Raw genomic sequence first — 25,094 nt, forward strand, 5'->3', positions numbered from 1 at the left:
CGGGCTCTGCTCTAATTGGCTAACAACGTAATTGCTGATCCTGCGATGTGGATGTATTTGATGTCGCATCACTGTTTAGGATCAAGATGCAGACGTTCTCCAGGTTGCCGCCGCTTGAAGCGCTGGTTGTTTTCGAAGCCGCGTCTCGTCTCGGCAGCTTCTCCCGAGCGGGCGTTGAACTCGGTTTGACCCAAAGTGCGGTTAGCCGCCAGATCGGCAAGTTGGAAGCCTTTATCGGATCCAAGCTGTTCGAGCGTGTGCCAACAGGCGTGCGGCTAACAACGATCGGAGAGAACTACTCCATCGATGTCTCCAGGTTGATCCTGGATATCGCAAGCGTCACGGATGGCGTCAGATTGTGGACGGGCGCCAGCCAGATTACCATCGCCTGCTCTCGCGGCATCGCGGACCAATGGTTTATGCCGCGTCTTAAGAAGCTAAAGCAGGATCTTCCGGGGCTGGAGCTTAGATTGCGTGTGACGGATGATGTCGCTCATCTGCGCCTCGACGAATTCGACCTCGCAATATTCTACCGAAAAGAGAGACCGATTGGCGTCTGGCTGGCTGAACTCGGTCAGGAAGAGGTCGTTCCCGTGTCCGGACAAGGCGCTCTTATGTTGGAAGAGCAAAAGGCGCCAGTGCTTATCTCTATTGAAGACTCCATGCGGGAGTGGCAAGATTGGGATAATTGGTGGCGCTCGTCGACGATGTCGCCACCCCAGGACGCAGTGCATTGGAAGCTTGGCGATTATGGCCTTTGCGTCGCCGCCGCATCTGAAGGACTGGGCACGACACTTGGATGGACATGGCTGATCCGTGATCAGTTGGATAGTGGTGTTCTCATTCCTGTACATGCCCACACGATGCGATCTGAGGGACGCTTTTATCTCATGCGTCCAGCAGACCGGCATCAGCGCAGAATTGTGCGTGAGGTTGCCGACTGGTTGATCGAAAACAACAAGCAGACCGCGCGCTAAGCGGTGTCACGCTGGAAGAAGCCGAGCCTTGCGTCGCCGGTCCAACATGAAGCGTGCGTAGCCTATGAGGGTGAAGATCAGCCAGGCGACCTGCGATATCAGGGAACCGAGATTGAAATTCCATATCAATGAATAGATCAGAAGGACGCCACCAAGAACATTCAAGAGAGTGTAGCGGCCATCTTCGATGTTGAGAATGCGCAACTGCAGCAAAGCATATGCGATGAGATAGAAAATTGCTCCTGCAAGGCCAACAATGTCCGCAAGCCCCATTTGTGTTCACTCCGTAGGTCGCCCTTTTTCCAAGGGCTTCGCGACGCCGGCTCACTCCGGCCACGCTCGTTTACTCCGCTTCGCAAACAAGCAAATACGCTTTGATTTCATGACCCCATGCGCAAAAATCATACCCCCGTAAAGGGCTCTCTCTCTAGTGCCGAACCGCTGAGTACGATAGGCCAGACCCCCGACAGCCGGCCCACGACCGGTTACGATAAAAACAGGGAACCGCGATATGACTGACTCCCCTTTTTCGATTGATCGACGCAGCTTTCTCATCGGGGCAGCCGGTCTCACCGCACTTTCAGCTGGCTTCATTACACAAGCAAACGCTCAAGATGCTCAGACCCCCAAGAAAGGCGGCGTCCTGAAGCTTGGTATCGGAGGAGGTAGCACCACCGATAATCTCGATCCACGGATTCTGAAAGACTGGGTTCCGGTCAATCAAGCCTTCATGATCATGAATGGTCTGGTCGAGATCGACGCGAACAACCACGCCGTTCCAGAGCTTCTGGAAAGCTGGGAAGCGCAGCCGGGCGCGAAAGAGTGGGTGTTCAAGCTGCGTCAAGGCGTGACGTTCCACAACGGCAAGGCTTTGACGGTCGAGGACGTAATCTACTCTATCAATCTCCATCGCGGTGAAACGACGTCTGCGGCCCGATCGGTTGCTTCGGCCTTGAAAACGGTCGAGAAAGTTTCGGATAGCGAAATCAAGATCGTCCTGGAAAGCGGGAACGCTGACCTTCCCTACATCCTCTCGGATTATCACTTCCTTGTCGTTCCCGAAGGCTGGACGGATTTCAACAAGCCCGTCGGCACAGGTCCTTTCGTGTTCGAAAGCTATGATCCAGGTGTCCGCTCGCGCTTTACGCGCAATCCAAGCTACTGGAAGCCGAATGCCGCTCATGTCGACGCTGTCGAAGTGATCGTTATCAACGATATTGCTGCACGCACCAACGCGATGATGTCCGGTCAGGTCCACGCGATCAACCAACTTGACTTCAAGACTGTCGATCTGTTGCGCCGCAATCCAAATCTCAACATCGTTCAGTCGGCAGGCGGACAGCACTTCACCTTCCTGATGGATTGCACGCAGGCTCCCTATACGGACAACAACATCCGTCTCGCGATCAAGCACGCCATCGATCGCGAGCAGCTTTTGAAGACGGCTCTGCGGGGTTACGGTCGCATCGGCAATGACCATCCGATCCCAAGTTCCGACCGCTTTTATGCCGCCGATTTGCCACAGCGGCCCTATGATCCGGAGAAGTCGAAGTTCTATCTGAAGCAGGCGGGCCTCAACACGCTGAAAGTCGAGATTTCCGCCTCCGACGCAGCATTTTCCGGCGCGGTCGACGCTGCGGCAATTTTCCGTACCAGTGCGGCGAAGAGTGGCATTGACGTGTCCATCAAGCGCGAGCCTGCGGACGGTTACTGGGACAATGTCTGGATGAAGGCCCCCTTCTGCATGTCCTATTGGGGCGGTCGCCCAACCGCCGACCAGATGCTGACCATTGCATACCAGTCGACCTCGGCGCAGAACGACACACACTGGAAGAACGAGACCTTCGACAAGAAGCTGGTGGAGGCTCGTGCGCTTCTGGACGATGCCAAGCGCAAGGAAATCTACGCCGAGCTGCAGGCTCTGATATCAAACGAGGGCGGCGCGATGATACCCATGTTCGGCGATTATCTTGACGCCACCTCCAAGAAACTCAAAGGCGTAACCACACACCCGATGTTCAATTTCATGGGTGCTCGTCTTGCTGAAAAGGTCTGGTTGGACGCGTAATGACTATCCTCATCCTGAAGCGCGTCGCTTTGGGTATTCTGACGCTTTTGCTCGTGTCGGCGCTGATTTTCGCCGGCACACAGCTTCTACCCGGTGATGTGGCGTCAGCGATACTCGGACAAAACGCAACGCCTGAGTCTCTCGCGGTCTTGCGAACCGAACTCGGCCTCGATCAACCCATCTTGCATCGCTATCTGGCATGGCTCGGCGGGTTTATGACCGGCGACCTCGGTAATTCTCTCGCCAACCGCCAGCCGGTAGCAGATCTTCTGTGGCCCAGATTTTGGAATACCATGGCGCTCGCTTTCTACGCGGCCGTCATATCGGTGCCGGTCGCGGTGGTCCTGGGTCTGTTCAGCGCCATCTGGCGAGGAAGCCTGTTCGACCGGGCCGTCAACATTGTTGCGCTCGCCTTCGTGTCGCTCCCGGAGTATTTTCTGGGTCTTCTGCTTATCCTCTTCGTCTCCGTACAATACAATCTGCTGCCAAGCCTGGCGGATACCTATCCGGGCATGGGATTTGCCGACTGGCTGAAGGCGACGACGCTTCCGGCTCTGACACTGGTTCTGGTGACCGTGGCTCAGATGTTGCGGATGACCCGGACCGCCGTTCTAGCCGTGATGGATCAGGCCTATGTGGAAACCGCTTATCTCAAGGGACTGCGGACCAAGCGTGCTGTCCTGCGCCACGCGCTTCCCAACGCAGCAGCCCCGATCGTCAACGTCGTCTCGTTCAACATCGCTTATCTCATTACCGGCGTCGTGCTTGTCGAGGCTGTCTTCAATTATAATGGACTAGGTCGCTTCATGGTCGATGCCGTTTCCAAGCGCGACCTGCCGCTGGTTCAGGCTGCGGCGCTCGTCTTCGGCACCGCTTACGTCATTTTGAACATCATTGCCGATGTCTCGGCCATCGCGCTCAATCCGCGCCTGAGGCACGCCCGATGAAATTTTTGCGTTCAGTTACCCCGACCGCCTGGGTCGGCCTCTTCATCATTTCTTTCAATCTCATCCTGTTCTTGGCCGGGCCGCATATCGCGCCTTTTGGCCAAGAAGAAATCGTCGGATCACCCTTCGATCCACCCTCGGCTGCACATTGGTTCGGTCTTGATCAAAACGGGCGTGACATGCTCTCGCGTATCCTTGCTGGCGCGCAAATGTCGATCGGTGTTTCGCTGGCTGCGTCCTTGCTGTCGTTTACGATCGGGATCACGCTTGGTTTCATTGCAGCCATCTTCGGCGGCTGGCTCGATACCGTTCTTTCGCGCATCGTCGATACCGTCATGTGCATTCCCGTGTTGATTTCGGCTCTTGTCGTGTTGCAGGCGCTGGGTTCGTCCATACCAGTCCTTATCGTCACCATTGCCTTGCTGGACTCCACCCGTGTATTTCGCCTGGCGCGTATCGTCGCTCAGGGTATCAATGTTCTCGAATATGCCGAAACGGCACGCTTGCGTGGAGAAGGCCTGTTATGGCTGGTATTCAAGGAAATATTGCCCAACGCGCTTCCGCCGCTGATTGCTGAATTCGGTCTGCGTTTCTGCTTCACCTTTCTTTTTGTTGCCGGTCTTTCATTTTTGGGACTTGGCATTCAACCACCCTTTGCGGACTGGGGTGGCATGGTGAAAGACAACCAGCAGGCTATTCTTTATGGGCTCTATGCGCCGCTTTATCCTGCAGCCGCAATCGCCATTCTCACCATCGGCGTCAATCTTGTCGCTGACTGGCTGCTGGCCGGACGAAGCGCAATTCAAGGAGCGGATCGATGAGCGATAGCAAGGTTCTGAAAATCCTCGGCTTGAAAGTCGCTGCACCGAACGGCGCCGTTCTGGTCGATGGTATCGATCTTGATCTGGCGAAGGGCGAAGTCAAAGGGCTGATCGGTGAATCGGGGGCGGGCAAATCCACCATAGGCCTCGCAGCGATGGGCTATGGTCGAAATGGTTGCCGGATCATCGACGGAGAGATTGTCGTTGATGGCGTATCTTTGATGACTGCAGGTCGTGCCGGACGTGAAGCGGTTCGTGGAGCACGCATCGCCTATGTTGCACAAAGTGCTGCTGCGGCATTCAACCCGGCAATGAAGATCGGTGAACAGATTATCGAGGGTCCGCTCTACCACGGCATCATGAACCGGCAAGAGGCAGAAGCCTGGATGCTGGAATTGCTCGAAGCGCTTCAACTTCCTGACTTCCTCAATTTTGGTAGCCGATATCCGCATCAGGTCTCCGGCGGTCAGTTGCAGCGCGCCATGGTGGCCATGGCCATGTCATGTCGTCCCGATATCCTCGTGCTTGACGAGCCGACCACAGCGCTTGACGTGACTACGCAGATCGAGGTTCTCGCCCTGCTACGCAATCTTATCCAGCGCTATAACACCGCTGCGCTCTACATCACGCACGATCTGGCGGTCGTGGCACAGGTGGCTGACAGCATCATGGTGCTGCGCCATGGAAAACGGGTCGAGGAAGGGACTGCCGAGCAAATTCTGGAGCACCCCCAGGAAGATTACACCAGGCGGCTAGTTTCTGAACGCGAAACGACCATGTCGGGGCAAGACGCGCACCACAAGAGTGGTGAGGTCCTGCTTGAGGTGCGTGATGTCACCTCCTATTACGGACGAAAGAAGGTTCTGGACAATATTCATCTGACACTGCGCCGCGGCGAAACGCTGGCCGTTGTCGGAGAATCCGGCTCGGGGAAATCCACGCTCGCCCGCGTTATCGCAGGTTTGCCGCCCCATTCTTCGGGCGTGGTTTCTCTTGCCGGTCACCGGCTTGCCGACAGTTACAAGAAACGGAGCCGGGAAGAGCTTCGCCGGGTTCAGTTGGTTTATCAGCTTCCCGATGTTGCCCTTAATCCTCGCCAAACGGTTGGCGATATCATCGGCCGTCCGATGACCTTCTATTTCAAGATGACGGATGACGAGCGAACTTCGGAGGTCGAGCGTTTACTGGACCTTGTCGGACTGCCGAGAGACTTTGCCGAGCGCCTGCCAAAGGCACTCTCCGGCGGGCAGAAGCAGCGTGTCTGTATCGCCAGAGCCCTGGCAGCCCGTCCTGATCTTATCATTTGCGATGAGGTGACGTCGGCGCTGGACCCGCTGGTGGCAGAGGAAATCTTACGATTGCTGCGTTCATTGCAAGATGAACTCTCGGTTTCCTACCTGTTCATCACCCATGATTTGGGCGTGGTTCGCAGGCTTGCTGATCGGACGATGGTGATGCAGCATGGCCGGATCGTTGAAACAGGTCCCACCGCAGACGTCTTTGCGCCGCCCCACCAGCCCTACACCGAGCAACTTATCACCTCCGTGCCGGAACTGCGGCGCGACTGGCTTGATGACGTCCTTTCAAAGCGAAGCATCTCCGCCGCATGATCGAAACGGCGGCGATCCAGCATCGCCGTCGGGGATTTGTAATTTTCGCGCTGGTTACCTGCCAGCGCTTCTGATCTGACTGGAATATCTGAAAATGACTGTGCATGTTCAAGAACATATCTGGATTCCCTTGAGCGATGGCACGCGCCTTGGCGCACGCCTGTGGCTGCCGGACGATGCGGATCGATCGCCGGTGCCAGCCATTCTCGAATATATTCCCTACCGCAAACGCGATGGGACTCGCGGACGAGATGAGCCCATGCACGGCTATTTCGCCAGCCAAGGCTACGCGGCCATTCGCGTCGATATGCGCGGCACGGGTGAATCCGATGGGCATATGGCTGACGAATATCTCAAGCAGGAGCAGGATGACGCTCTTGAAGTCATTGAGTGGATTTCACACCAGCCCTGGTGCAGCGGCAATGTCGGCATGATGGGCAAGAGCTGGGGTGGCTTCAACAGTTTGCAGGTCGCCGCCCGTCGCCCTCCTGCATTGAAGGCGATCATTACAGCCTACTCTACGGATAATCGTTATACCGATGATATTCATTACATGGGCGGTCTGTTGCTCAACGACAATTTGTGGTGGGGCACAATCATGCTGGCGTACCAGAGCCGCCCGCTTGACCCCAAGATCGTTGGCGATGTCTGGCGTGAACGTTGGCTCGAACGGCTCGATAGCCTTCCGTTCTTTCCGGCTCTCTGGCTCGAACATCAGCGCTATGACGAGTACTGGAAACACGGTTCTGTCTGCGAGGATTGGAGCGCGATCCAGTGCCCTGTGCTGGCAATTGGAGCGTGGGCAGACAGTTATACCAATCCCGTTTCGAGGCTTTTGGAAAAGCTGCAGGTGCCTCGTCGTGCTATTATTGGCCCATGGGGACACATCTATCCCCAGGATGGCGTTCCAGGCCCTGCCATCGGCTTTCTGCAAGAGGCAACGCGTTGGTGGGATCAGTGGCTGAAGGGCAAAGATACGGGCATCATGGAAGAACCCATGATGCGAGCCTTCGTCAGCGATAGCATCGAGCCGACCGGCACACGGATATCAACCGAAGGCCGCTGGGTTGGCGAAGCGACATGGCCATCGCCCGATATCTCAATCAAGCCACTCCATTTCGGGGCTCACCATACGCTGGGGACCGAAAGAGGAGAAGCAGCGATACTCAAGATCCGCTCGCCGCAAAGTCACGGAAAGGCTGGTGGCGAATGGATGGCGACAGGTTGCCCCGGCGAGCATCCGACGGATCAGCGGCTCGATAATGGCGGCGCACTGGTGTTCGAAACCGAGCTGTTGCAGGATGATTTTGACGTGCTGGGCACTCCGGTCGTGCGTCTGCGCGTTGCCGCAGACTGCCTTGTCGCGCAAGTGTCGCTGCGCCTGAACGATGTCCTGCCGGATGGCCGTGTGACGCGCGTCAGCTATCAGGTATTTAATCTGACACATCGCGATAGCCACGAAGAGCCAAGAGCGCTCGAGCCAGGCCGCTTCTATGATGTGACAATCAAGCTAAACGATTGCGGATATCGTTTTGCCAAAGGCCACCGTTTGCAACTTGCCATCGCCACGGCCTACTGGCCAATGGTTTGGCCATCGCCCTATGATGCGACCTTAAGCGTCTCTGTCGCCGAAAGTACACTCGAACTGCCAGTTCGCGCGCGGTCTGAGGTGTCGCCGGTCAGTTTCGAAAGTCCTGCTCATGGGCCTTTCACCCCGACGACGCAAGTAGATTCGGGCACCGTTCGGCGTTGGACCGAGCAGGATCACGAAACCGGGATCAACACCTATATAACCGAGGGCGTCGGCGGATTGTTCGGAGAGGGCGTGATCCGCTTTGACGAGATCGATACCCAACTCAGTCACAGTCTCCGCAGGGAGCTTACGATCAAGGACGACGATCCGTTGTCGGCGAAATATGTGCTAACCCAGGCCTATGAGATGGGCCGGGACGGGTGGCGGATCAGAATCGAGAGCCGCACGGAAATGCGTTCTGACGAGAATACGTTCTATCTGTCAGGCGAGTTGTCGGCATTCGAGAATGGCGCGCTGGTCAAGACACGTGAGTGGGACGAACGTTTCGACCGCGACTTGATTTGACCAGCAGGGTCGTTGAGTGAGAGCAGATAGCGGATGGTGTTCGAGTACCATTCGCTATCTGGCACGATACTTTCGCCGCTTGGCCTGCCGGCACGATACTTCTGAGGTCGTCGCTATTCGCCTACAGCGATACCTTCGCGGCGCGGATCTGCGCTGCCGACAAGGCCGTTCGGGGTGATCTCGATTGCGTGTAGACCAGAATTCATCTCACCTGCCTTCACTTCGTAGCCCAAGGCTTTCAAGGGTTCGGCCATCGCCTCTGCGCTTGTCCCAGCCTCAAGATCATAGGTCCCGAACCGATTGATCAGGTGAGGCTGGGCTACAATCGCTTCGACCGGCATACCCCAGTCAATATAGCCAATCAGGGCTTGTGCGACATAACCGATAATTTGGCTGCCGCCCGGCGAACCAATGGCCAGCAGCGGCTTGCCGTCTTTCATCACGATCGTCGGCGCCATCGATGAGCGCGGTCGTTTGCCCGGCTCTACGCGATTGGCGACCGGCAGGCCACCATCATGTGTCTTGAAAGAGAAATCCGTCATTTCGTTATTCAGCAGGAAGCCGTTCGTCATCAATCGCGACCCGAAGCCGTTTTCGATTGTCGTCGTCATGGAAACGACGTTGCCTTCCTTGTCGACGATGACGAAATGACTCGTAGAGGGCAATTCGAGAGCCGCGTCCTTGCCGAACAGGAATGCGTGGTCCCATCCCGGTTCGCCAGCTTTGACCTCTTCTTTGGTCAACGCCTTGTCACCATCCAGTAGCTTGGCTCGTTCGTCGAGATAGGACTTGTCGATCAAGCCCTTGATGGGCAGCGGCACGAAACTCGTGTCGGCGACGTACCTCTCGCGGTCGGCGAAGGCCAGGCGTTGCGCGTCGCCAATGATGCGCCAGCTTTCGACATTCTCAGGACCCAAGGCTTTCAAATCGAAGTGCTCCGACACGCCGAGAATTTGGCTGACGGCGATTGCGCCGGAGGATGGTGGCCCCATTCCGCACACATCAAGAGCACGATAGGTGAAGCAAACCGGTTGGCGTTCGATGATGCGATAGTTGGAGAGATCGGCCAGCGAAAGAACGCCGGGATTGCCTGCCGCTTCTCGTACAGTCTTCACGATGGCCTCGGCGATCTTCCCTTTATAGAAAGCGTCGGCGCCACCCTCAGCAAGCAGTGCGAGAGTTTCGGCATAGGCCGGGTTTTTCAACTGCGTTCCTGCTTTTAGGGCAGCCCCGGATTTGTCGAAGAAATACGCCGTCGTATCTTTGTAAGTCTTCAGGCGGTCGCCTTCGGATGCAACGAGGGAAGCAAGTCGAGGCGATACCTGAAAACCGTTTGCCGCCAACGTTTTTGCCGGTTCGAGCAGGCCAGCCCAATCTGTTCTCCCGTAGCGTTTATGCACCTCTTCCAGAAGACGCACCGTTCCCGGTGTACCTACGGATCGGCCGCCCACAACCGCAGCCATGAATTTGAGTGGTTGGCCGCTTTCGTCCAGGAAAAGCTTTGGTGTGGCCTCCATCGGAGCCGTCTCCCGGCCGTCGAATGTGGTGAGCTTTCCGCTTTTGGCGTCGTAATAGACCAGGAATGCGCCGCCGCCCAGACCCGAACTCTGCGGCTCCACAAGACCAAGAACAGTCTGCACTGCCACCATCGCATCGACCGCATTGCCGCCCTTTGCAATCACATCGCGGCCTGCTTCGGCTGCAAGCGGGTTTGCCGCTGCCACCATGAAATTCTTCGCCTCGACGCGTTGGGCCGTCGCGACCCTGGTGGCTTTCTCCGGAGCCACGATGTCGGATGCCTGCTGGGCAATCGCAGCGGGGGTGAACAAAGCGAATGCAACAAAGGCTTGCGCCAAAAATCTCGTCTTCATCGGTCTACCCTTCCCAATGCGCGTGATGCGAAAATTCCGTCCGTTGGGCCTTGAGCGGCGCCAAACTCGTCGCGAGCGAAGCCAATATGATTGCCGACCTTTTCGATTGGTGCCGAAGATGTCCAATAGTACGGCACTATGATCGCTGTTTCACCACCTGTCGATCATATCGACGAAGCGCCCTGCAGTTTGGCCGAGCATCGCGATATTTCAGCAGGCGCGGGCCTGTTATGAATGCGTACGGTTTGGTGAAATCTCTGAACCGGCATCCGGTGCTGCCTCGACAAAAGCCGAGAATGACCGGGCGATATCACCGATGTCACCGTCTGTGATAAAGACGAGCACGCACCCTTTAGCGCCATCTGGCCATTCGGAAAGATGGACGGGCTTGTGAATGAGATGCTGGACACCGTGGATCACAACTGGCGTACTGTGCCCTTCGACGGCAATGATACCCTTCACGCGGAGTAACTTCTCGCCATGCCTGTTGACGAGCAAGGAGAGCCATGTCGAGAAGCGTGGCCATGAAATCGGGTTTTGCGTGGTCACTGAAACGGAGCGAATTGCTCCATGCATGTTGACGTTTTCAACCGTTGTATGTGCGTGATCGTGATATCGCTCCGCAGCTATCCAACGCCGAACATCGGCTGGCCGGGCTGTGAGGTCATGGATATCCTCAGTCAAGATCAGACTTGCAGCCGCGTTCGACGGATCGGAGATTTCGATGCTGGCCGTTGGGTTCATTATAGATAGGGTGGAGATCAACTCCTGTGTAGCCTCGGGTCCGGCGATGTCCGATTTCGTGATGACGAGCCGGTCCGCTACGGCGACCTGTCGAGCGCTTTCTGTATAGGTCCCGATGTTGTGCTGCCCATTCGGCACCTCTACCACTGTGACGATATTGCCCATGGAGAAATGATATTTCAGCATCAGGTCTGCGGTCAGCGTTGCGACGATCGGGGCTGGATCGGCAAGTCCTGTAGTTTCGATGATCAGTCGGGAGAAGGGGCCTATGCGACCTGATTGACGTTTCTCGAACAGTGAGAGGATTGCCTGCTTGAGATCGCCGCGGATGGTGCAACAGATGCAACCGCTCTGCAGGAGCAACGTGTCATCCTCTATCGTTTCGACCAAAAGATGATCGAGACCGATGCTACCGAACTCGTTGATGATGACTGCGGCATCGGAAAAGTCGGGGCGGGACAGCAATGCGTTGAGCAGAGTCGTCTTGCCGGCGCCGAGAAATCCGGTCAGAATATTGACGACGATCGGCTGCTGCGCGCCAGTGTTCATCAGGCGACCCCCACCTTACACATGAGAGCGGGATCGAGAGGATCGATCTCGACGCCCGCGAAGGCCTCGGCAAGTGGCCAAAGCTGGCCGATATGGTCCACGACCGCGCTTTTGCCGGTGCGGCCTTGGAGAACATAGCGATCGTTCCAGACCTTCAATCGCAGACCGTAATGATCAAGGATCATATTGACGGCGCTGGCCTGTCGATAACGTTCGGCAGCGGGCGTCGCGCTTGCAACGCCGCGACCGCCACTGCTCCAATGATCGGCTGGGCCAAACGCACCGCACAGGCCGCACATGGAAAACCTCCCTTTACGACTTTGGACGCGCCGTGCCGCTGCGTGGATATCGCTTGGCGAAATCGGCGGCGATTTCCTCCATGGTAACGAATTTCACCCCGTCGAACTGGCGGATGTGTTCGAAGATGCGCTCATGCATTTTGAGAACATGCGGCTTGCCGGAAACATCCGGATGGATGGTGAGCGGAAAGACGGCGTAATCGTAGTTCTCGTAGACCCAGTCAAACTGGTCGATCCACATCTGCTCGAGGTCGCGTGGGTTGACGAAGCCGTGGCTGTTGGGGGCGGCCTTGATGAACATCATCGGGGGCAGATCGTCGAGGTTCCAAGAGGCCGGAATTTCTATCAGATCGGTTTCCGGCCCTTGGGTAAACGGCTTCATCCAGTGCGACGGATGCTTGGAGTAATCGATTTTCGTCCACTCGTCTCCAACGGTCACGTAGTAGGGATGGTGGTCGTTGTGCATCAAGGAGTGATCGTAAAGAATGCCCTTTTGCTTCAACAGTTCGTTGGTCTTGGAGCCAAATTCCCACCATGGAGCCACATAGCCACGGGGCGGCTTTCCCGAAAGCTTGGTGATGAGATCGACGCATTTGTCGAAGATGGCTTCTTCCTGCTCCGGCGTCATGGCGATGGGGTTTTCGTGGCTGTAGCCATGCATGCCGATCTCGTGTCCGGCGTCGGCGACCTGCTTCATTTCATCCCAGAATGTCTCGATCGAGTGTCCGGGGATAAACCAGGTAGTCTTGATACCCCATTTTTCGAAAAGACGGAGCAGACGAACAGAGCCGACCTTACCTGCGAATACACCGCGTGAGATGTCGCAAGGGCTGTCTTCCCCGCCATAGGAGCCGAGCCAGCCCGCGACGGCATCGACGTCAATGCCATAGGACACCAGTATTTCTTTCGCCATAATCCATTCCTTCTCGCTTGGCCGGTCAGGCCGGGTTGAACTCAAGGCAGTTCGGACGGGGCAAGGCCTGAGCGGCTGCCCCCCATACTGATATGCTTGCGCATGTAATAATTGGCGCCGTCCGGATCGCCGCGCTCAATGGCTTCGAGGATCAATTCGTGCTCCTTGACGGCAGGCCAGAGATCCCCCGGGCGCAACACCGGCATACGCTGGCTCTCCTGCATCACATCTGCAAAAGTGCGGTGCATGTCGACGAGAAGCCGGTTGCCGCAAAGCGCCAGAATCTGGCGGTGGAACTCGAAGTCGGCCTCTGCATAGGCGCTCAGGTCGCTGGAAATTGCGGCACGCCGGAACGCATCGAGCGCCTGATGAAGTCGCGCAAGATCGGCGTCCGTTCGGGACATGGCTGCAAGCTGTGCTGCGTAGCTTTCGACAACGTGCCGCAGTTGGTAGACTTCCCGCAGCGAATAGGGTGCCACGCTCGACCAGGCCTGGCTTTGCGCCAGATCCGCTATCGTGAAACCTCTGCCATTGTCTCGAGCCTTGATCTTGCCAATGGTCAAGAGAACCGAAATCGCTTCACGAAGTGTAGCGCGGCTTATTTCCAGAAGCTTCGCGAGTTCTCGTTGCGGCGGAAGTGCTGCCCCCGCCGGCCAGCGTCCATCGGCGATCATCGAAGCCAACGTTCTGACCGTCGCGGCCACGGCGCTTTCGCCGACAGCATCCGCCTCACTTTGCTTCCTGAAGACGCTGTCTATCACCAGCCGCTTCTCTCTCTTGGTCTGACCAAATAAGATTACAGGAGAAGGAAATCGCATTTTGGTCAGGCCGTCAACGTCAAATTATAGGCACTACGTGGCTTATCCTTGGGCATTTGACAAATTTGGTCAGGCCAAGATAAGCTTAGATGAAGAGTGGGGGATAAGATGAAGAAGACAGTTTGCCTCATCACGACAGGCGGGACGATTGCGTCGCAGAAGAACGCCAGCACCGGCCACGTAACGGCCAAACTCGGTGGTGCCGAACTGAGAGCATTGCTCGGTAGCCGTCTGGATGACGTCGAATTGCTCGTCGATGAGTTCATGACGGTGGGCAGTTTCGCGCTCTCGCTTGAGGATGCCTTTGCACTCGCATGCAGGATCAGAGAGCATTTGGCGGACCCGAGGATCGATGGTGTCGTAGTGACCCATGGAACCGACACGATGGAGGAGAGTGCCTATATGGCCGATCTTCTGATCGACAGCGAAAAGCCAGTTGTTTTTACCGGTGCGCAACGCGCCGCGGATGAACCGGACGCGGACGGGCCACGCAACATCGGCGATGCCGTTCGCATCGCTGCGTCCTCCGTCGCCCGTGGCCTTGGCGTTCTGCTTTGCTTTGAGCAGGAGTTTCATGCCGCCCGTGACGTCACGAAGTCGCACACATCTCGGACCGACACATTTATCTCTGCCGAACATGGCAAGCTTGGCGAAGTCGATGGCGACAGGGTCATCGTTCACCGCCGCCCATTGGTCCAAGGCAAAATACCTGCATCACGGGTCGAAGCCGACATCGAGATCGTCAAGCTTGGTATCGGATCAAGCGATCGCTTCCTACGCTTCGCTGCTTCGAATGGTGTCAAGGCTGTGGTCATCGAGGGCTTCGGGCGGGGCAATGCGCCGCCCGCCGTTACGGCAGCGGCTATCGATCTGGTAAAAAGCGGCACTCCCGTCATCATGACCAGCAGGTGCCAGCGCGGGCGCGTCAAACCGATCTACGGAAACGGCGGTGGCAAAACGCTTGCCGAAGGCGGCGTAATCTTCGCGGGCGACCTCAGTTCTCAGAAGGCACGTGTTCTCGTTTCCCTGTTGCTCGGATGCGGTCTTGGGGTCGAAGAGGTTCGCGATGAGGTGGAACGCTTCGGTCTTTGAGCGTGAGATGACCCGTTCTAAGGGGCTCACACGCTCGGTTTATATCGAAAGCTCCATTCTTCTTCGTTCGGAGGCGATCGCGGCTTGAGCCTGTCGGCTCCATGGGCTGCGTGCTGTGGAACCGTGCGATAGGCTGCTTTGTTTGGCTTCCAATGTGGGAAATGGGGAGAGGACATAGATTTGCGGATCATCGCTACCGCTGCCTGGTCTATTCCCAAGACAGTGGCTCAACGGTTCTCTCAAGAGGGGAGTGGCCTTTCGCGATACGCGTCGGTGTTCGACGGCGTCGAGATCAATTCCACCTTCTACCGGCGGCATAAGCCATCGACATTTGCGCGGTGGGCGGAAGCCGTTCCCGACAGCTTTCGGTTCGCGATAAAAATCCCAAAAGAGATTACCCACGCAAGAGCGATGAAGGACATTGCAGGGGCGTTCGACACCTTCCTTGAGGATATCGCGCCGCTGGACAGGAAGCGCGGGCCGCTGCTCTGCCAGTTGCCGCCTTCATTGAAATTCGATGTCAATGTCTTTGCTGCCGCGTTCAAGGCGATGCGCAACGCCGACGAAGGGCAGATGATCATCGAGGTGCGGCACAAAAGCTGGGCATCGAGCGATACGCTCGATCTGTTGAGGAGCTACGGGATCGACCGTGTGCTTGCCGACCCCGCACCGGTATGGGCCGCGGAAAATTTTGGCGAACCACCAAAATACATCCGTCTCCACGGCAAGCCTAGGATGTATTATTCGAGCTACACTGATGCAGAGATCAGGTCTTTTCTGGATCTCTCGGCACCGCAAGGATGGTGCGTATTTGACAATACTGCCTCAGGCGCGGCGATCGACAACGCTCTGAGCGCGCTTGAAGTCAGCTAAGTTCGGATGCCGGGTAGACGAGCATGACGACCGTCGCGCTCGTCTCACTATCATATTTCACTCGCCGCGCGGATAACGCTGGTTTTCCTCTAGGACGTTGAGGTCCATGTGGTTGCGCATATAGCGTTCCGAGGCTTTTTGCAGTGGCTGATAATCCCAAGGGTAGTAGGCCCCGTTGCGCAGGGCATTGTAGACCACCCAACGCCGCGCCTGACTTTCCCTGACGGCCGCATCGAAAACGGGCAGTTGCCAGCGCCGACCGATTTCTTCAGACAAAGACGAGAGGACGGTGCCGAATGCCGGATCTGTAGCAAGATTTGTTCGCTCTTCGGGATCTGCCGCCAAGTCGTATAGGAGAGGTGGATCGGCTTCGCAAACGCAGAGCTTGTAGTGCCCGTCGCGAAGACCAACCAGCGGCGCGATAGAACCTTCCGCGGCGTATTCCATCGGGACGGGCCCGCGTTCTCCGGTTTGCGCCGCCACTGCAGCCAAATCCTCGCCATCCGTCCAGCGTTTGAGCGTGCTGATATCGAGCCCGGCCAGACCGCACAGTGTGGGCGTGACATCTAGTGTCGAGACCGGCGTTTCAATCCGGCGCGGCGTCCATCCCGGTGCAGCGATCATGAGCGGTACGCGCGCCGAGCCCTCGAAAAAACACATCTTGAACCACAGCCCGCGCTCGCCAAGCATATCGCCATGGTCGGACAGGAAGAGGATGATCGTATCGTCTTCCATTCTGGTTGCTTTCAGAACGTCGAGGATTTCGCCGATCTTTTCGTCGATATAGGAGATGTTGGCAAAGTAGCCGCGCCGGGCGCGCCGGATCTGCTCGTGGGTAATCTCGAAGGCCTTGTGGTCGCAAGCTTCCAGCAGGCGCTTCGAATGCGCGTCCTGGTCATCAAAGGGAATTGCTTCCAAGTGCGGATCGAGTGCCGGGCAATCCTCATAAAGGTCCCAGAACTTGCGCCGCGCCACGTACGGGTCGTGCGGGTGCGTGAAGCTGACGGTCAAGCACCACGGGCGGTCATCAAGGCGGCGGGATAGGTCGTAAAGCTTGCGGGTTGCGTGATAGGCGACCTCGTCGTCATATTCCATCTGATTGGTGATTTCTGCCACGCCAGCGCCCGTGACAGAGCCTAGATTGTGATACCACCAGTCGATCCGCTCGCCTGGTTTGGTGTAATCAGGAGTCCAGCCGAAATCTGCCGGATAGATATCCGTCGTCAACCGTTCTTCAAAACCATGTAACTGGTCTGGGCCAACGAAATGCATTTTCCCTGAAAGGCCGGTGTAGTAACCCGCGGCCCGCAGATGATGTGCATAGGTCGGAATATCGGAGGCGAACTCGGCTGCGTTGTCATAGACCCGCGTCCGGCTCGGCAATTGCCCGGACATGAAGGATGCACGCGCCGGGGCACAAAGTGGACTTGCGGTATAGGTGTTGGCGAAACGGACTGATCGCTCGGCCAATCGCTTTAGATGCGGAGCGTGCAGGAAATCGGCCGGGCCATCAGGAAAGAAGGTGCCGTTGAATTGGTCGGCCATGAGGATCAAGATATTGGGGCGCGGCATCTCTGCTGTCCGATTACGTTTTGACCCTACGTCACCGGCTCGAAAATCGAGATCGATCGTCGGAAGGCAAGATTCGTAGATTGAAGTTGATTGAAGAAGATAGTGCGTCCAGCAGGACGCACCATCTTTTAGAGAGCAAGCTTGGCCTTGACGGCGTCCGAAGCTGGTTTGCCATCCAGCGTGGTCACGCCCTGCAGCCAGCCGTCAAGCGCTTTCGGGTTGGTTTTCAGCCAGGTTGCGGCCGCCGCTTTTGAATCCCGACCGTCGAGAATAGCGCCCATCAGGTTGTTTTCCATGCCGATTTCGAATTTCAGGTTTTTGAACAGCTTAGCTGCATTCGGGCATTGCTGGGGCCATCCGGTGCGGGCAAGCGTATAGACCTCAGCTCCTCCAAAGTTCGGACCAAAATAGGCATCACCGCCAGAAAGATAAGCGATATCGATCTTCTCATTCATTGGATGTGGTGCCCAGGCGAGGAAAACCACAGCATTCTTGTCTCTGCCGGCGCGCTCCACCTGCGCCAGCATTGCCTGTTCACCCGACTCGACAAGCTGCCAGCCTTTCAGGCCGAAATCGTTGGCGTCGATGATCTTCTGGATATTTTGATTGGCGGGTGCGCCCGGCTCGATGCCGTAAATCTTGCTTTCGAACTCATCGGCATGCTTGGCAAGGTCGGCAAAGTCCTTGAAGCCTTTTTCCGCCATATAGGCCGGAACCGCGAGCGTAAACTTGGCGCCTTCGAGATTTTTTCCCAAAACCTCGGCTGCCTTGGCAGCTTTCAGGTCATCAACGAAAGACTTCTGTGCTGGCATCCAGTTGCCAAGGAAAACGTCGATCTCGCCGTTCTTCAATGCCTGATAGCCGATCGGAACCGACAGCGTTTTGACATCGGCCTCGTAACCAAGCGCCTCAAGCAGCACCGAGGCTACGCCGTTCGTCGCCGTTATATCGGTCCAGCCCGGATCGCTGAGATGGACTGTCTTGCAGGCGGCGTCGTCGGCCGCCTGAAGTGGGGTGGAGAAGGCTGCGACGGACAGAAAAAGACCGGCGGCGATGCGATGCAGATGAGAAATATATTTCATTGCGGCTCCCCTTTTATTAGTCCTGTTTATTGAACACCACATTGTTTTCGGCTGTGAAGCGGGTATTTTTCGATGAGTCCCATAAGGATTTTTTATGTCTGATCGGCCGCTCGATCTTGGATGGATGCGCATTTTTACAGAGGTTGCCCGTCGTGGCAGCCTGACGGCTGCTGCGGCATCGCTAAGGCTGACTCAGCCCGCCGTCAGCTATCAGATTCGCAGGCTGGAAGATGACCTCGGCGTGGTGCTCATTCGCCGTAAACATCGCGGCATCGAATTGACCGGCGAGGGGCAGCGGCTATTTGATACCGTTGCACGCAATGTCGATGCCATCGACCTGTTGGCGCGTCAGCTTCGCCGCAGCGACGATCGTCAAACCATCCGCTTGCATACCGACTACGCCTTCTCGTCGCTCTGGCTCATTCCGCGTATGCATGGCTTTCGTTCTCTCAATCCTGACATCAATATCCAGATCGTGGCGACGCAGAGCCCACTCGGTGAGAGTAAGCACGATAGCGATGTGATGATCATTTTCGGGACCCGGGAAGAAGCGGGGGAAGGGGCGGTCATGCTGCTATCTGAAAAAGTGATGCCGGTTTGCTCACCTGCCTTGCTGGTGGATGCGCCGTCATCGCAGTCCATTGCAGAGTTCTCCCGACGGAAACTCATTCACCTCGAAAACAGCTCTCAGGCGCAATGGTTGGATTGGCCCGCCTATTTCAGGCAGTTCAACGTTCCAAGAGATGTGGAGAAAGAAGGGAGCGACATAAGCTTCAACAATTACACGATGGTGGTTCAGGCAACCATTGGAGAACAGGGATTTGCGCTTGGTTGGGCGGGGCTCGTTGATCCTTTGGTCGAGGCCGGCGTGTTGGTTGCGGCGGGTCCAAGTCTGGAGGCACCTGATCGCGGCTACTGGCTGATGCAGTCAAAAAGCAACGACAGCGCCGTCGGGAAGTTGATCGAGTGGCTGGTATCTGAAAGGTAATAGAGCCTCTCGCGGGCGTTGCTGCGCCGCGTCGAAAGTTAATTCTCGTTTGTGGCATGTCTCAGATGCTGTATCGGCGACAAGGACGAACGCAGTCCAGATCGATGTAGGACTTAAATCGCCTGGCTTAGAGAACGAGCTTTCGATTCCAGCGAGACACGATCCATTGCCGATTGCGAGCTTAAAGGCCTGTCAAACAGGTACCCTTGGCCTTGATGGCTTCCTGCTGCTCGGACAAGTTCGCGATCCTCTTCAGTTTCGATCCCTTCCGCGACGATTGTCAGGTCCAGCCGGTGTGCAAGATCGCACGTGCCGGTAATGATCGCGATCGCTTCCTCTCGGTGCGAAGCGCCGCGCAGGAACGACTGGTCGATTTTTATTTTATCGAACGGAAAGCGTCGTAGGTAACTTAGCGAAGCATAACCCGTTCCGAAGTCATCCAGTGAGATACGGCAGCCCATCTGTTTCAGTTCATGAAGAACGGCCAGTGCGCGCTCGTCATTTTCGATAAGAGTGCTTTCCGTAATCTCGATCTCGAGTCGCTTCGGTGAGACGCCGAATTTAGTGAGACAGGCGCGGGTTTGAAGCGCAAGCGATGGATTGGTTAGTTGAGAGGCAGATACGTTGACTGCAATGAACGTATCTGCAGGTAGAAGGGCGGCCTGCTGACATGCGGCATCAATGACCCAGGAACCAATCGGGCCAATCTGACCGCTTTCCTCTGCGATCGGGATGAATTCTGCTGGTGAAATGAGGCCCAGTTCGCCGTGTTGCCAACGCAAAAGCGCCTCGAAGCCGCGCGTTGCATTCGTCGCAAGATCGACAATCGGCTGGAAAAGCAAAAAGAGTTCGCCCTTCTCGGTCGCAGACGCCAAACCGGTCTTCAAGCATTGCCAGCGCGAAAGTTCCTCGTTCATGTCGGGATGGAAGGTTTTGAACTGATTGCGTCCTGCTTTCTTCGATTCATAGAGCGCAATATCAGCATGTCTGAACAGCGTGGCGCCCTTATCAAGATTGGCTGCGGCTGAACTGACGCCCAGACTGACGGTCGACGACACCAAACGTCCATCGATCTCAAAAGGCGCGCTAACCTCCAGCAAAATTCGCTTGCAGCAAGCCACAGCCGCTTCAAACGCCTCCGGGCCGCTGTAGAGAATAGCAAATTCATCACCACCGATGCGTGCAATCACATCCGCCCCGGCGCAGGCGCTACTCAATCTGATAGAAAGCTCGAATAAGAGCCGATCTCCTGAAGCGTGCCCCAAGGTGTCGTTGATCATCTTGAAATGGTCGACATCGAGGATGATCAGCGCCTGTTCGACATCTGATTTTTTCGAGATGGATGCGCTCAGGCCCAGACGGTTCGCGATCCCAGTCAGCGAATCGATTTTCAAGACCCTGTCCAGCTTTGCATTTTGACTGAAGACAAAAACCAGAAGGACTGCGCCAAAAACGACGAAGGTCATCGTCACAGCGCAGATCGTGGCGAAGATGATGCCGAGCTGCCCCTGGTTGCGCTGGATTTCATCACCAACGCTGGCATGCGACATTGATCCAAGTCGCAAGACTGGCGCGATAAAGGGCTGAAGCCTGGAGACACCATCGCGGATCGCCTCTGGCGAGTGAGGCTCGGTGGCTAAAGGCGCAAGCGTGGACACAACCTTTTTAAGATCCTCTAGCATGGCCTTCTGCTTCGGATCATTGTTTAGTGGATTGGACGAAAAGATTTTCAGACGATTGTTAACAATGCTGAGCCGAAACGAAACGTCTCGGAGATCACCAGACGTTTGACTTTGTTGAAGCGCAAACTGGAGACGCAACAGTTCGACTGCCGTCTGACCGAGGTCGAAGGTACTATTATAGCGGGAAGCCTCGATAATGTGGCGCTGATAGTTGTACGCCAGAAAAGAACTTGCAACAGCGATTAACGCCAATATCGCTGTGACCAGCGTCAAAGTTAATTTGAGCCGTCGATAGCGGGTAGGAAGGTCAATCGTATTGCCTATCGTTTTCACAGGACGTCAATTTCCGCGATTTGCCACACAGCCCGACTGTAATAGGTCTGATGCTGCAATTCGGGGCGACTGTCGAAAGGGAACACAAGAAAAACAGGGCCCTTATCGCTCACGGGCATGATCTCGCCATTCTGGCGCGTAGCCAGCAGTGCGTCAGCTGCCACCAATTCGGAGATATCAGCACCAACCGCATAGTCATTCAGAGCGATGATTTGCAGCTTGGTCCCGGTGACCTGCAAGGTCGCCAGAAGGTCTTTCAACAATACGCCGCTGAATCGCGTCACGCCATTATGCCACGGCGTCGTGGTTGAAAACTCAGTCTGCGGCATCTTGTCCATCATCGTCAGGTCAAGAACAGTCGAGGTTTTCTCGCCGGAACTCAAACTCTCCACCTTCAGGATCGGCTCTGCCGATAGGGCGCTAGAGTTCGAAAAATTACCAACAACCAAAAGTCCTGCCAGGGACTGAATGAACAATCGACGTGTTTGCATGTAGAGGCCTCGAGTTTCCCTTAGCAATACCGTTTAGATTTCGGCGATCAACTCAATTCGAATATGCATTTATGTTATGAGAAATAATGATTTAACGTCGTGCCTTAGTAGAATTAATTTTAGCGATTCAAACTGCTTCCCATTACGTGTTGTGCGACGCGCTTACTAGTTGAGTACATCATCAGTTCGCTAGACTGAATTGAAGGTATTTGGAGGCATCGAAGCATAGTTGCGCCTTACTTCAAGCTTAGTCGCTGACGCAAGATTGAAACGCTTCGACATCGAGCACTAAAACTAAAAACGACGTGCGATCATCGACAATAGGAAGAGCAGACCATTGCGATGGCCGGAGTATTCTTGAACGAATGTCGCAGCTCCAGGATAAAATTTGATGAACGGATAAATCAAACAATGCCAAGCTGGTCGCGTACTGCTTGGCGCAGCTCCTCGTCTCGATCTGCGGGGGCTTTCAAAACGCAGGTAGTGCAATACGCACCACCTTCCACGCAGTAAAACCGGCAGCAGCCGCCGCGTTGCTGAAAGGTTGCGGAAAACTCCTTTTGATGCCGGTCGAATATGGTGACGTCGAAATACTGGAGTTCGCGATTGGTAAGGGGCGAGCCAGGCACTTTTAGAATGCGCATCGCAGCTGCCTTGGCCGTTTCGACGATCCCGAAATGGCGCCCGGCGTCAAGAAAGCGATCGGCTATCGCGTCGCCTGCGAGACGCCAGAGGGCTGCACGCGAGAGGCGCGTCGTTGCGTGAATCCGGTCGACCACGGGGCGAAGATGCGTCTCGATTTCGCTTCTGAACCTCTCTCCGTCTTCAGGATCGCTTAAATGACCATACTGGAACCCGCGCTCGACGAAGCGGACATTGGCTCGCCGCGCTCGGTATACCTTGCCTTCGTGCCGTCGCTCGGTCGTGTAGAACTTAAGGGCGACGGATGAGAGTGACAGGTCCGGAATGAGGCCGAAGCCAACGAACAGCGGTACGGTCGTGGCAGACAGGATGTAACCGTAATCGTTCATTATGAACGCACCGGCTGTCTTAGCATCGACGCCTTCGTATCGTGATTGCTCGAAGGCGATGAAATCATCCAGAGCTGCGTCGCTGGCCCAAAATGTCTTGGAACTCGTCCAATCAGCGCTTGCCGGTCCAATCTCTGCGCGCATTTCAGGAACATAGGCTGACTGTGCTTCAAGCGCCTGCGTAAGCAAGGCCCGTTTCGGGTCCGAACCTGGTGCCGTTGCGCTCGCTCGCGATGGATTGTCATCTCTTGCCATCAGACCGAAGCCTCCCGGCGTGCAAGCAGCCATAGAAGATAAGGCCCTCCAATCAACGCCGCGAAGAGACCAGTGGGTATCTGGTAGGGATAGATGACAATGCGCGCCAACCAGTCCGCTGCCATCATGACGATAGCGCCCAAAAAGACCGTTGCCGCAAGTTGGTGATGCGTTTTTCGAAAACCGAGCAGCCGCGCAAGATGTGGTGCGACCAGCCCTGTCAGGCTTAAAGGACCAACGAGGAAAGTGGAAACGGCCGTCATCAGGGCCGCGAGAATGGCAAGTATCATGCGCGAATGTGTGAGGCTAAGGCCTACGCTGCGCGACAATCCGGTCCCGAGCGGCAGGATGGTCAGCCATCGCAACATCAGGAATAGCGGAGTTGTCAGCACCAGCAGCGATAGCATGGCGATGCTTGCCTCGAAGACACCGGCGCGGCTGGTCGATCCCGACATCCAATTGAGTAGAACATAGCTGCGCATGTCTCCTTGGGCCAACACCATGCTCACGATTGCCATGCAAAAAGCGCTGATTGCGATCCCAGCCAGCAACAGACGTTCGGCTGAAAACCCTGATTTACCTGCTATCGCAATCATCAACAGGAAGGCGACAAGCGATCCGAGCGCTATGCTGGCAAGCATCACGAAGGTGGAGGGAATTCCGGTCAGGAACAGTGCCAGCGTCAAACCAGCGCCACCGCCGCTGGAAACCCCGAGGACTTCAGGACTGGCTATAGGATTACCGGTCATGCGTTGAATGACGAAGCCAGCTGCGCCCAGCATGGCGCCTGCGCCGGCGCCGGTGATAATACGCGGCAAGCGAAAGGGAAGAAGCTCGTATAACTGCTGACCGGTCACAATGGTCCATCCGTTGTGTGTGGGACCGACCATCAGCGCCAAGCAAAAAACTAAAGCAATTCCACCAATGAGAACGGCCAGCATGAGCGCTGGTTTTCGAAGTTGTCGGGTCGTCGCGCCGGACTTGGCAGTGGTCCCGGAGAAGCTGTGGACGCGTGGTAACAGCACGAGCAATAGAGGACCACCAAGAAGCGCGGTTGCAGCGCCCGTGGGAGCCAGATCGGAGAAGCCTTGCCCGAGTAGTTGCGTAAGGCAGTCGCAAATCAACAGCATTGCGGCTCCCGTCAATGGTGCCGCCATCATGATATGTCCCGTTGTGCGCGCTCCGCAGGAACGGGCGACCGCCGGTGCAGCTAGGCCGAGGAAACCGATGACGCCAACCGCGGCTGTTACCGAAGCGGCCAGCCAGACAGATAGCAGCAAGACTGCCAAGCGCGTTCCAAACAAGGTGACACCGAGACTCCTGGCGCTGGAATCATCAAGTGCAAGCACTGTCAACGGCCGCATGAGGAGTACTGCCGCAGCAATGCCGACCAGAAGCCGCGGGGCGAGTGACAGGACGACACTCCAGTCCTGTTGGTTCAGCGCGCCAGCGCCCCAGATGTGGATCGACATAGCATATTCGCCGCGTGCCAGGATGAGCGTGACGCTCAGAGATGCCGAGATCAGCCCGACGATCATACCGGAAATCGCTACTGTGACCGGATCAAACCCACGTCGCCAACTGAGCGCCAAGACAACTGCCAGGGCTGAGAGGCCGCCAGCAAAGGCAATGAATTCGCGCGAGACTCCGAGTGAAAATGACGAAAAACTCAAAGCCAAGGTGAGAGCAAGCTGAGCTCCGGATGCGATGCCGAGCGTCGAGGCGTCGGCAATCGGATTGCGAAGGACTTTCTGCAGCAAGGCGCCCGCCAGACCAAGCGCTGCACCTGCAATCAATGCCACCGCCGCACGAGGAACGAGGCTGTTCCATAGAAGGATGTCATTAAGGCTAGCTGCATTTGGCTGGTCATTCGGCAAAAGAGGACGCGACGCCACCAGGACGATGAGGGAGACGATGCAACTGGCGAATAATCCGGCTCCATTGAGTAGCGGACGCTGTGCACCGCGTTTCGACACTTTA

The 25,094-nt window shown here is 56.2% G+C and carries 21 protein-coding genes; 9 read left to right on the forward strand and 12 right to left on the reverse strand.

Annotated features, from left to right (window positions below):
• Nucleotides 1-86: 86 nt before the first annotated feature.
• Entirely contained in the window at nucleotides 87-977 is an 891-nt protein-coding gene (locus tag QZ862_RS18825; RefSeq protein ID WP_296019713.1) for a LysR substrate-binding domain-containing protein, read from the forward strand.
• 6 nt (nucleotides 978-983) lie between these two features.
• Here the strand turns inward: QZ862_RS18825 and QZ862_RS18830 are convergent, their stop codons facing one another.
• The gene (locus QZ862_RS18830) at nucleotides 984-1,250 is read right to left on the reverse strand and encodes a cyclic nucleotide-binding protein (protein ID WP_296019710.1); all 267 of its coding nucleotides are present in this window, start codon (nucleotides 1,248-1,250) and stop codon (nucleotides 984-986) included.
• A gap of 238 nt (nucleotides 1,251-1,488) precedes the next feature.
• Here QZ862_RS18830 and QZ862_RS18835 point away from each other — a divergent pair, with 238 nt between their 5' ends.
• From QZ862_RS18835 to QZ862_RS18855, 5 genes are all read left to right on the forward strand, one after another.
• Nucleotides 1,489-3,045, forward strand: coding sequence for an ABC transporter substrate-binding protein (locus QZ862_RS18835; protein WP_296101344.1), 1,557 nt, complete (start codon nucleotides 1,489-1,491; stop codon nucleotides 3,043-3,045).
• Nucleotides 3,045-3,992: an ABC transporter permease gene (locus tag QZ862_RS18840; protein WP_296101345.1), complete on the forward strand. Its 948-nt coding sequence runs from the start codon at nucleotides 3,045-3,047 to the stop codon at nucleotides 3,990-3,992. The genes QZ862_RS18835 and QZ862_RS18840 overlap by 1 nt, the downstream gene beginning before the upstream one ends.
• Complete coding sequence (locus QZ862_RS18845) at nucleotides 3,989-4,813, forward strand: ABC transporter permease (RefSeq protein ID WP_296019702.1); 825 nt, start codon at nucleotides 3,989-3,991, stop codon at nucleotides 4,811-4,813. Before QZ862_RS18840 ends, QZ862_RS18845 begins: the two co-directional genes overlap by 4 nt.
• The gene (locus QZ862_RS18850) at nucleotides 4,810-6,423 is read left to right on the forward strand and encodes an ABC transporter ATP-binding protein (protein WP_296101346.1); all 1,614 of its coding nucleotides are present in this window, start codon (nucleotides 4,810-4,812) and stop codon (nucleotides 6,421-6,423) included. The genes QZ862_RS18845 and QZ862_RS18850 overlap by 4 nt, the downstream gene beginning before the upstream one ends.
• Before the next feature lie 94 nt (nucleotides 6,424-6,517).
• Nucleotides 6,518-8,521, forward strand: a complete 2,004-nt coding sequence (locus QZ862_RS18855) for a CocE/NonD family hydrolase (protein WP_296101347.1) — start codon at nucleotides 6,518-6,520, stop codon at nucleotides 8,519-8,521.
• A 113-nt stretch (nucleotides 8,522-8,634) separates the two neighbouring features.
• Here QZ862_RS18855 and ggt read toward each other — a convergent pair whose 3' ends face one another.
• The 5 genes from ggt to QZ862_RS18880 all read right to left on the reverse strand — a co-directional run bounded on the left by ggt (nucleotide 8,635) and on the right by QZ862_RS18880 (nucleotide 13,658).
• On the reverse strand, nucleotides 8,635-10,392 hold the full coding sequence (ggt, locus tag QZ862_RS18860) for a gamma-glutamyltransferase (RefSeq protein WP_296101348.1): 1,758 nt from the start codon (nucleotides 10,390-10,392) through the stop codon (nucleotides 8,635-8,637).
• A gap of 228 nt (nucleotides 10,393-10,620) precedes the next feature.
• Nucleotides 10,621-11,685 (reverse strand): GTP-binding protein, encoded by a 1,065-nt coding sequence (locus tag QZ862_RS18865; protein ID WP_296101349.1) that lies wholly within the window; start codon nucleotides 11,683-11,685, stop codon nucleotides 10,621-10,623.
• Nucleotides 11,685-11,984 (reverse strand): hypothetical protein, encoded by a 300-nt coding sequence (locus tag QZ862_RS18870; RefSeq protein WP_296101350.1) that lies wholly within the window; start codon nucleotides 11,982-11,984, stop codon nucleotides 11,685-11,687. Before QZ862_RS18870 ends, QZ862_RS18865 begins: the two co-directional genes overlap by 1 nt.
• A 13-nt stretch (nucleotides 11,985-11,997) precedes the next feature.
• Nucleotides 11,998-12,897, reverse strand: coding sequence for a polysaccharide deacetylase (locus tag QZ862_RS18875; RefSeq protein WP_296038561.1), 900 nt, complete (start codon nucleotides 12,895-12,897; stop codon nucleotides 11,998-12,000).
• Nucleotides 12,898-12,938: 41 nt separating this feature from the next.
• On the reverse strand, nucleotides 12,939-13,658 hold the full coding sequence (locus tag QZ862_RS18880; protein ID WP_296101351.1) for an FCD domain-containing protein: 720 nt from the start codon (nucleotides 13,656-13,658) through the stop codon (nucleotides 12,939-12,941).
• A gap of 165 nt (nucleotides 13,659-13,823) precedes the next feature.
• Between QZ862_RS18880 and QZ862_RS18885 the strand changes: the two genes are divergently transcribed.
• Both QZ862_RS18885 and QZ862_RS18890 read left to right on the forward strand, forming a co-directional pair.
• A complete protein-coding gene (locus QZ862_RS18885; protein ID WP_296101352.1) occupies nucleotides 13,824-14,807 on the forward strand; it encodes an asparaginase in 984 nt (327 codons plus the stop codon).
• A 180-nt stretch (nucleotides 14,808-14,987) separates the two neighbouring features.
• The gene (locus QZ862_RS18890; protein ID WP_296101353.1) at nucleotides 14,988-15,680 is read left to right on the forward strand and encodes a DUF72 domain-containing protein; all 693 of its coding nucleotides are present in this window, start codon (nucleotides 14,988-14,990) and stop codon (nucleotides 15,678-15,680) included.
• 57 nt (nucleotides 15,681-15,737) lie between these two features.
• On the opposite strand, the gene betC is transcribed toward QZ862_RS18890, so the two are convergent.
• Nucleotides 15,738-17,252: a choline-sulfatase gene (gene betC, locus QZ862_RS18895; protein WP_296101354.1), complete on the reverse strand. Its 1,515-nt coding sequence runs from the start codon at nucleotides 17,250-17,252 to the stop codon at nucleotides 15,738-15,740.
• Nucleotides 17,253-17,380: 128 nt separating this feature from the next.
• The gene (locus QZ862_RS18900) at nucleotides 17,381-18,334 is read right to left on the reverse strand and encodes a choline ABC transporter substrate-binding protein (RefSeq protein WP_296101355.1); all 954 of its coding nucleotides are present in this window, start codon (nucleotides 18,332-18,334) and stop codon (nucleotides 17,381-17,383) included.
• Nucleotides 18,335-18,428: 94 nt separating this feature from the next.
• Between QZ862_RS18900 and QZ862_RS18905 the strand changes: the two genes are divergently transcribed.
• Entirely contained in the window at nucleotides 18,429-19,322 is an 894-nt protein-coding gene (locus QZ862_RS18905) for a LysR family transcriptional regulator (protein ID WP_296101356.1), read from the forward strand.
• A 113-nt stretch (nucleotides 19,323-19,435) separates the two neighbouring features.
• On the opposite strand, the gene QZ862_RS18910 is transcribed toward QZ862_RS18905, so the two are convergent.
• From QZ862_RS18910 to fhuB, 4 genes are all read right to left on the reverse strand, one after another.
• Nucleotides 19,436-21,337 (reverse strand): bifunctional diguanylate cyclase/phosphodiesterase, encoded by a 1,902-nt coding sequence (locus tag QZ862_RS18910; RefSeq protein WP_296101357.1) that lies wholly within the window; start codon nucleotides 21,335-21,337, stop codon nucleotides 19,436-19,438.
• A complete protein-coding gene (locus tag QZ862_RS18915) occupies nucleotides 21,334-21,828 on the reverse strand; it encodes a molybdopterin-dependent oxidoreductase (RefSeq protein WP_296101358.1) in 495 nt (164 codons plus the stop codon). Before QZ862_RS18915 ends, QZ862_RS18910 begins: the two co-directional genes overlap by 4 nt.
• A gap of 404 nt (nucleotides 21,829-22,232) precedes the next feature.
• Nucleotides 22,233-23,114, reverse strand: a complete 882-nt coding sequence (locus QZ862_RS18920; protein ID WP_296101359.1) for a ferric iron reductase — start codon at nucleotides 23,112-23,114, stop codon at nucleotides 22,233-22,235.
• Complete coding sequence (gene fhuB, locus QZ862_RS18925; protein WP_296101443.1) at nucleotides 23,114-25,090, reverse strand: Fe(3+)-hydroxamate ABC transporter permease FhuB; 1,977 nt, start codon at nucleotides 25,088-25,090, stop codon at nucleotides 23,114-23,116. Before fhuB ends, QZ862_RS18920 begins: the two co-directional genes overlap by 1 nt.
• Nucleotides 25,091-25,094: the final 4 nt, after the last annotated feature.

This window comes from uncultured Agrobacterium sp., assembly GCA_913777615.1.
Taxonomy (GTDB): Bacteria; Pseudomonadota; Alphaproteobacteria; order Rhizobiales; family Rhizobiaceae; genus Agrobacterium.

Bases quoted from the DNA above. Each gene is read 5' to 3' on its own strand.
- QZ862_RS18845 (WP_296019702.1), top strand. From the start codon at position 3,989: ATGAAATTTTTGCGTTCAGTTACCCCGACCGCCTGGGTCGGCCTCTTC.
- QZ862_RS18830 (WP_296019710.1), bottom strand. From the start codon at position 1,250: ATGGGGCTTGCGGACATTGTTGGCCTTGCAGGAGCAATTTTCTATCTC.
- QZ862_RS18905 (WP_296101356.1), top strand. From the start codon at position 18,429: ATGTCTGATCGGCCGCTCGATCTTGGATGGATGCGCATTTTTACAGAG.
- QZ862_RS18840 (WP_296101345.1), top strand. From the start codon at position 3,045: ATGACTATCCTCATCCTGAAGCGCGTCGCTTTGGGTATTCTGACGCTT.
- QZ862_RS18920 (WP_296101359.1), bottom strand. From the start codon at position 23,114: ATGGCAAGAGATGACAATCCATCGCGAGCGAGCGCAACGGCACCAGGT.
- QZ862_RS18870 (WP_296101350.1), bottom strand. From the start codon at position 11,984: ATGTGCGGCCTGTGCGGTGCGTTTGGCCCAGCCGATCATTGGAGCAGT.
- QZ862_RS18900 (WP_296101355.1), bottom strand. From the start codon at position 18,334: ATGAAATATATTTCTCATCTGCATCGCATCGCCGCCGGTCTTTTTCTG.
- QZ862_RS18875 (WP_296038561.1), bottom strand. From the start codon at position 12,897: ATGGCGAAAGAAATACTGGTGTCCTATGGCATTGACGTCGATGCCGTC.
- QZ862_RS18835 (WP_296101344.1), top strand. From the start codon at position 1,489: ATGACTGACTCCCCTTTTTCGATTGATCGACGCAGCTTTCTCATCGGG.
- QZ862_RS18855 (WP_296101347.1), top strand. From the start codon at position 6,518: ATGACTGTGCATGTTCAAGAACATATCTGGATTCCCTTGAGCGATGGC.
- QZ862_RS18850 (WP_296101346.1), top strand. From the start codon at position 4,810: ATGAGCGATAGCAAGGTTCTGAAAATCCTCGGCTTGAAAGTCGCTGCA.
- QZ862_RS18865 (WP_296101349.1), bottom strand. From the start codon at position 11,685: ATGAACACTGGCGCGCAGCAGCCGATCGTCGTCAATATTCTGACCGGA.
- QZ862_RS18825 (WP_296019713.1), top strand. From the start codon at position 87: ATGCAGACGTTCTCCAGGTTGCCGCCGCTTGAAGCGCTGGTTGTTTTC.
- QZ862_RS18915 (WP_296101358.1), bottom strand. From the start codon at position 21,828: ATGCAAACACGTCGATTGTTCATTCAGTCCCTGGCAGGACTTTTGGTT.
- ggt (WP_296101348.1), bottom strand. From the start codon at position 10,392: ATGAAGACGAGATTTTTGGCGCAAGCCTTTGTTGCATTCGCTTTGTTC.
- betC (WP_296101354.1), bottom strand. From the start codon at position 17,252: ATGCCGCGCCCCAATATCTTGATCCTCATGGCCGACCAATTCAACGGC.
- QZ862_RS18885 (WP_296101352.1), top strand. From the start codon at position 13,824: ATGAAGAAGACAGTTTGCCTCATCACGACAGGCGGGACGATTGCGTCG.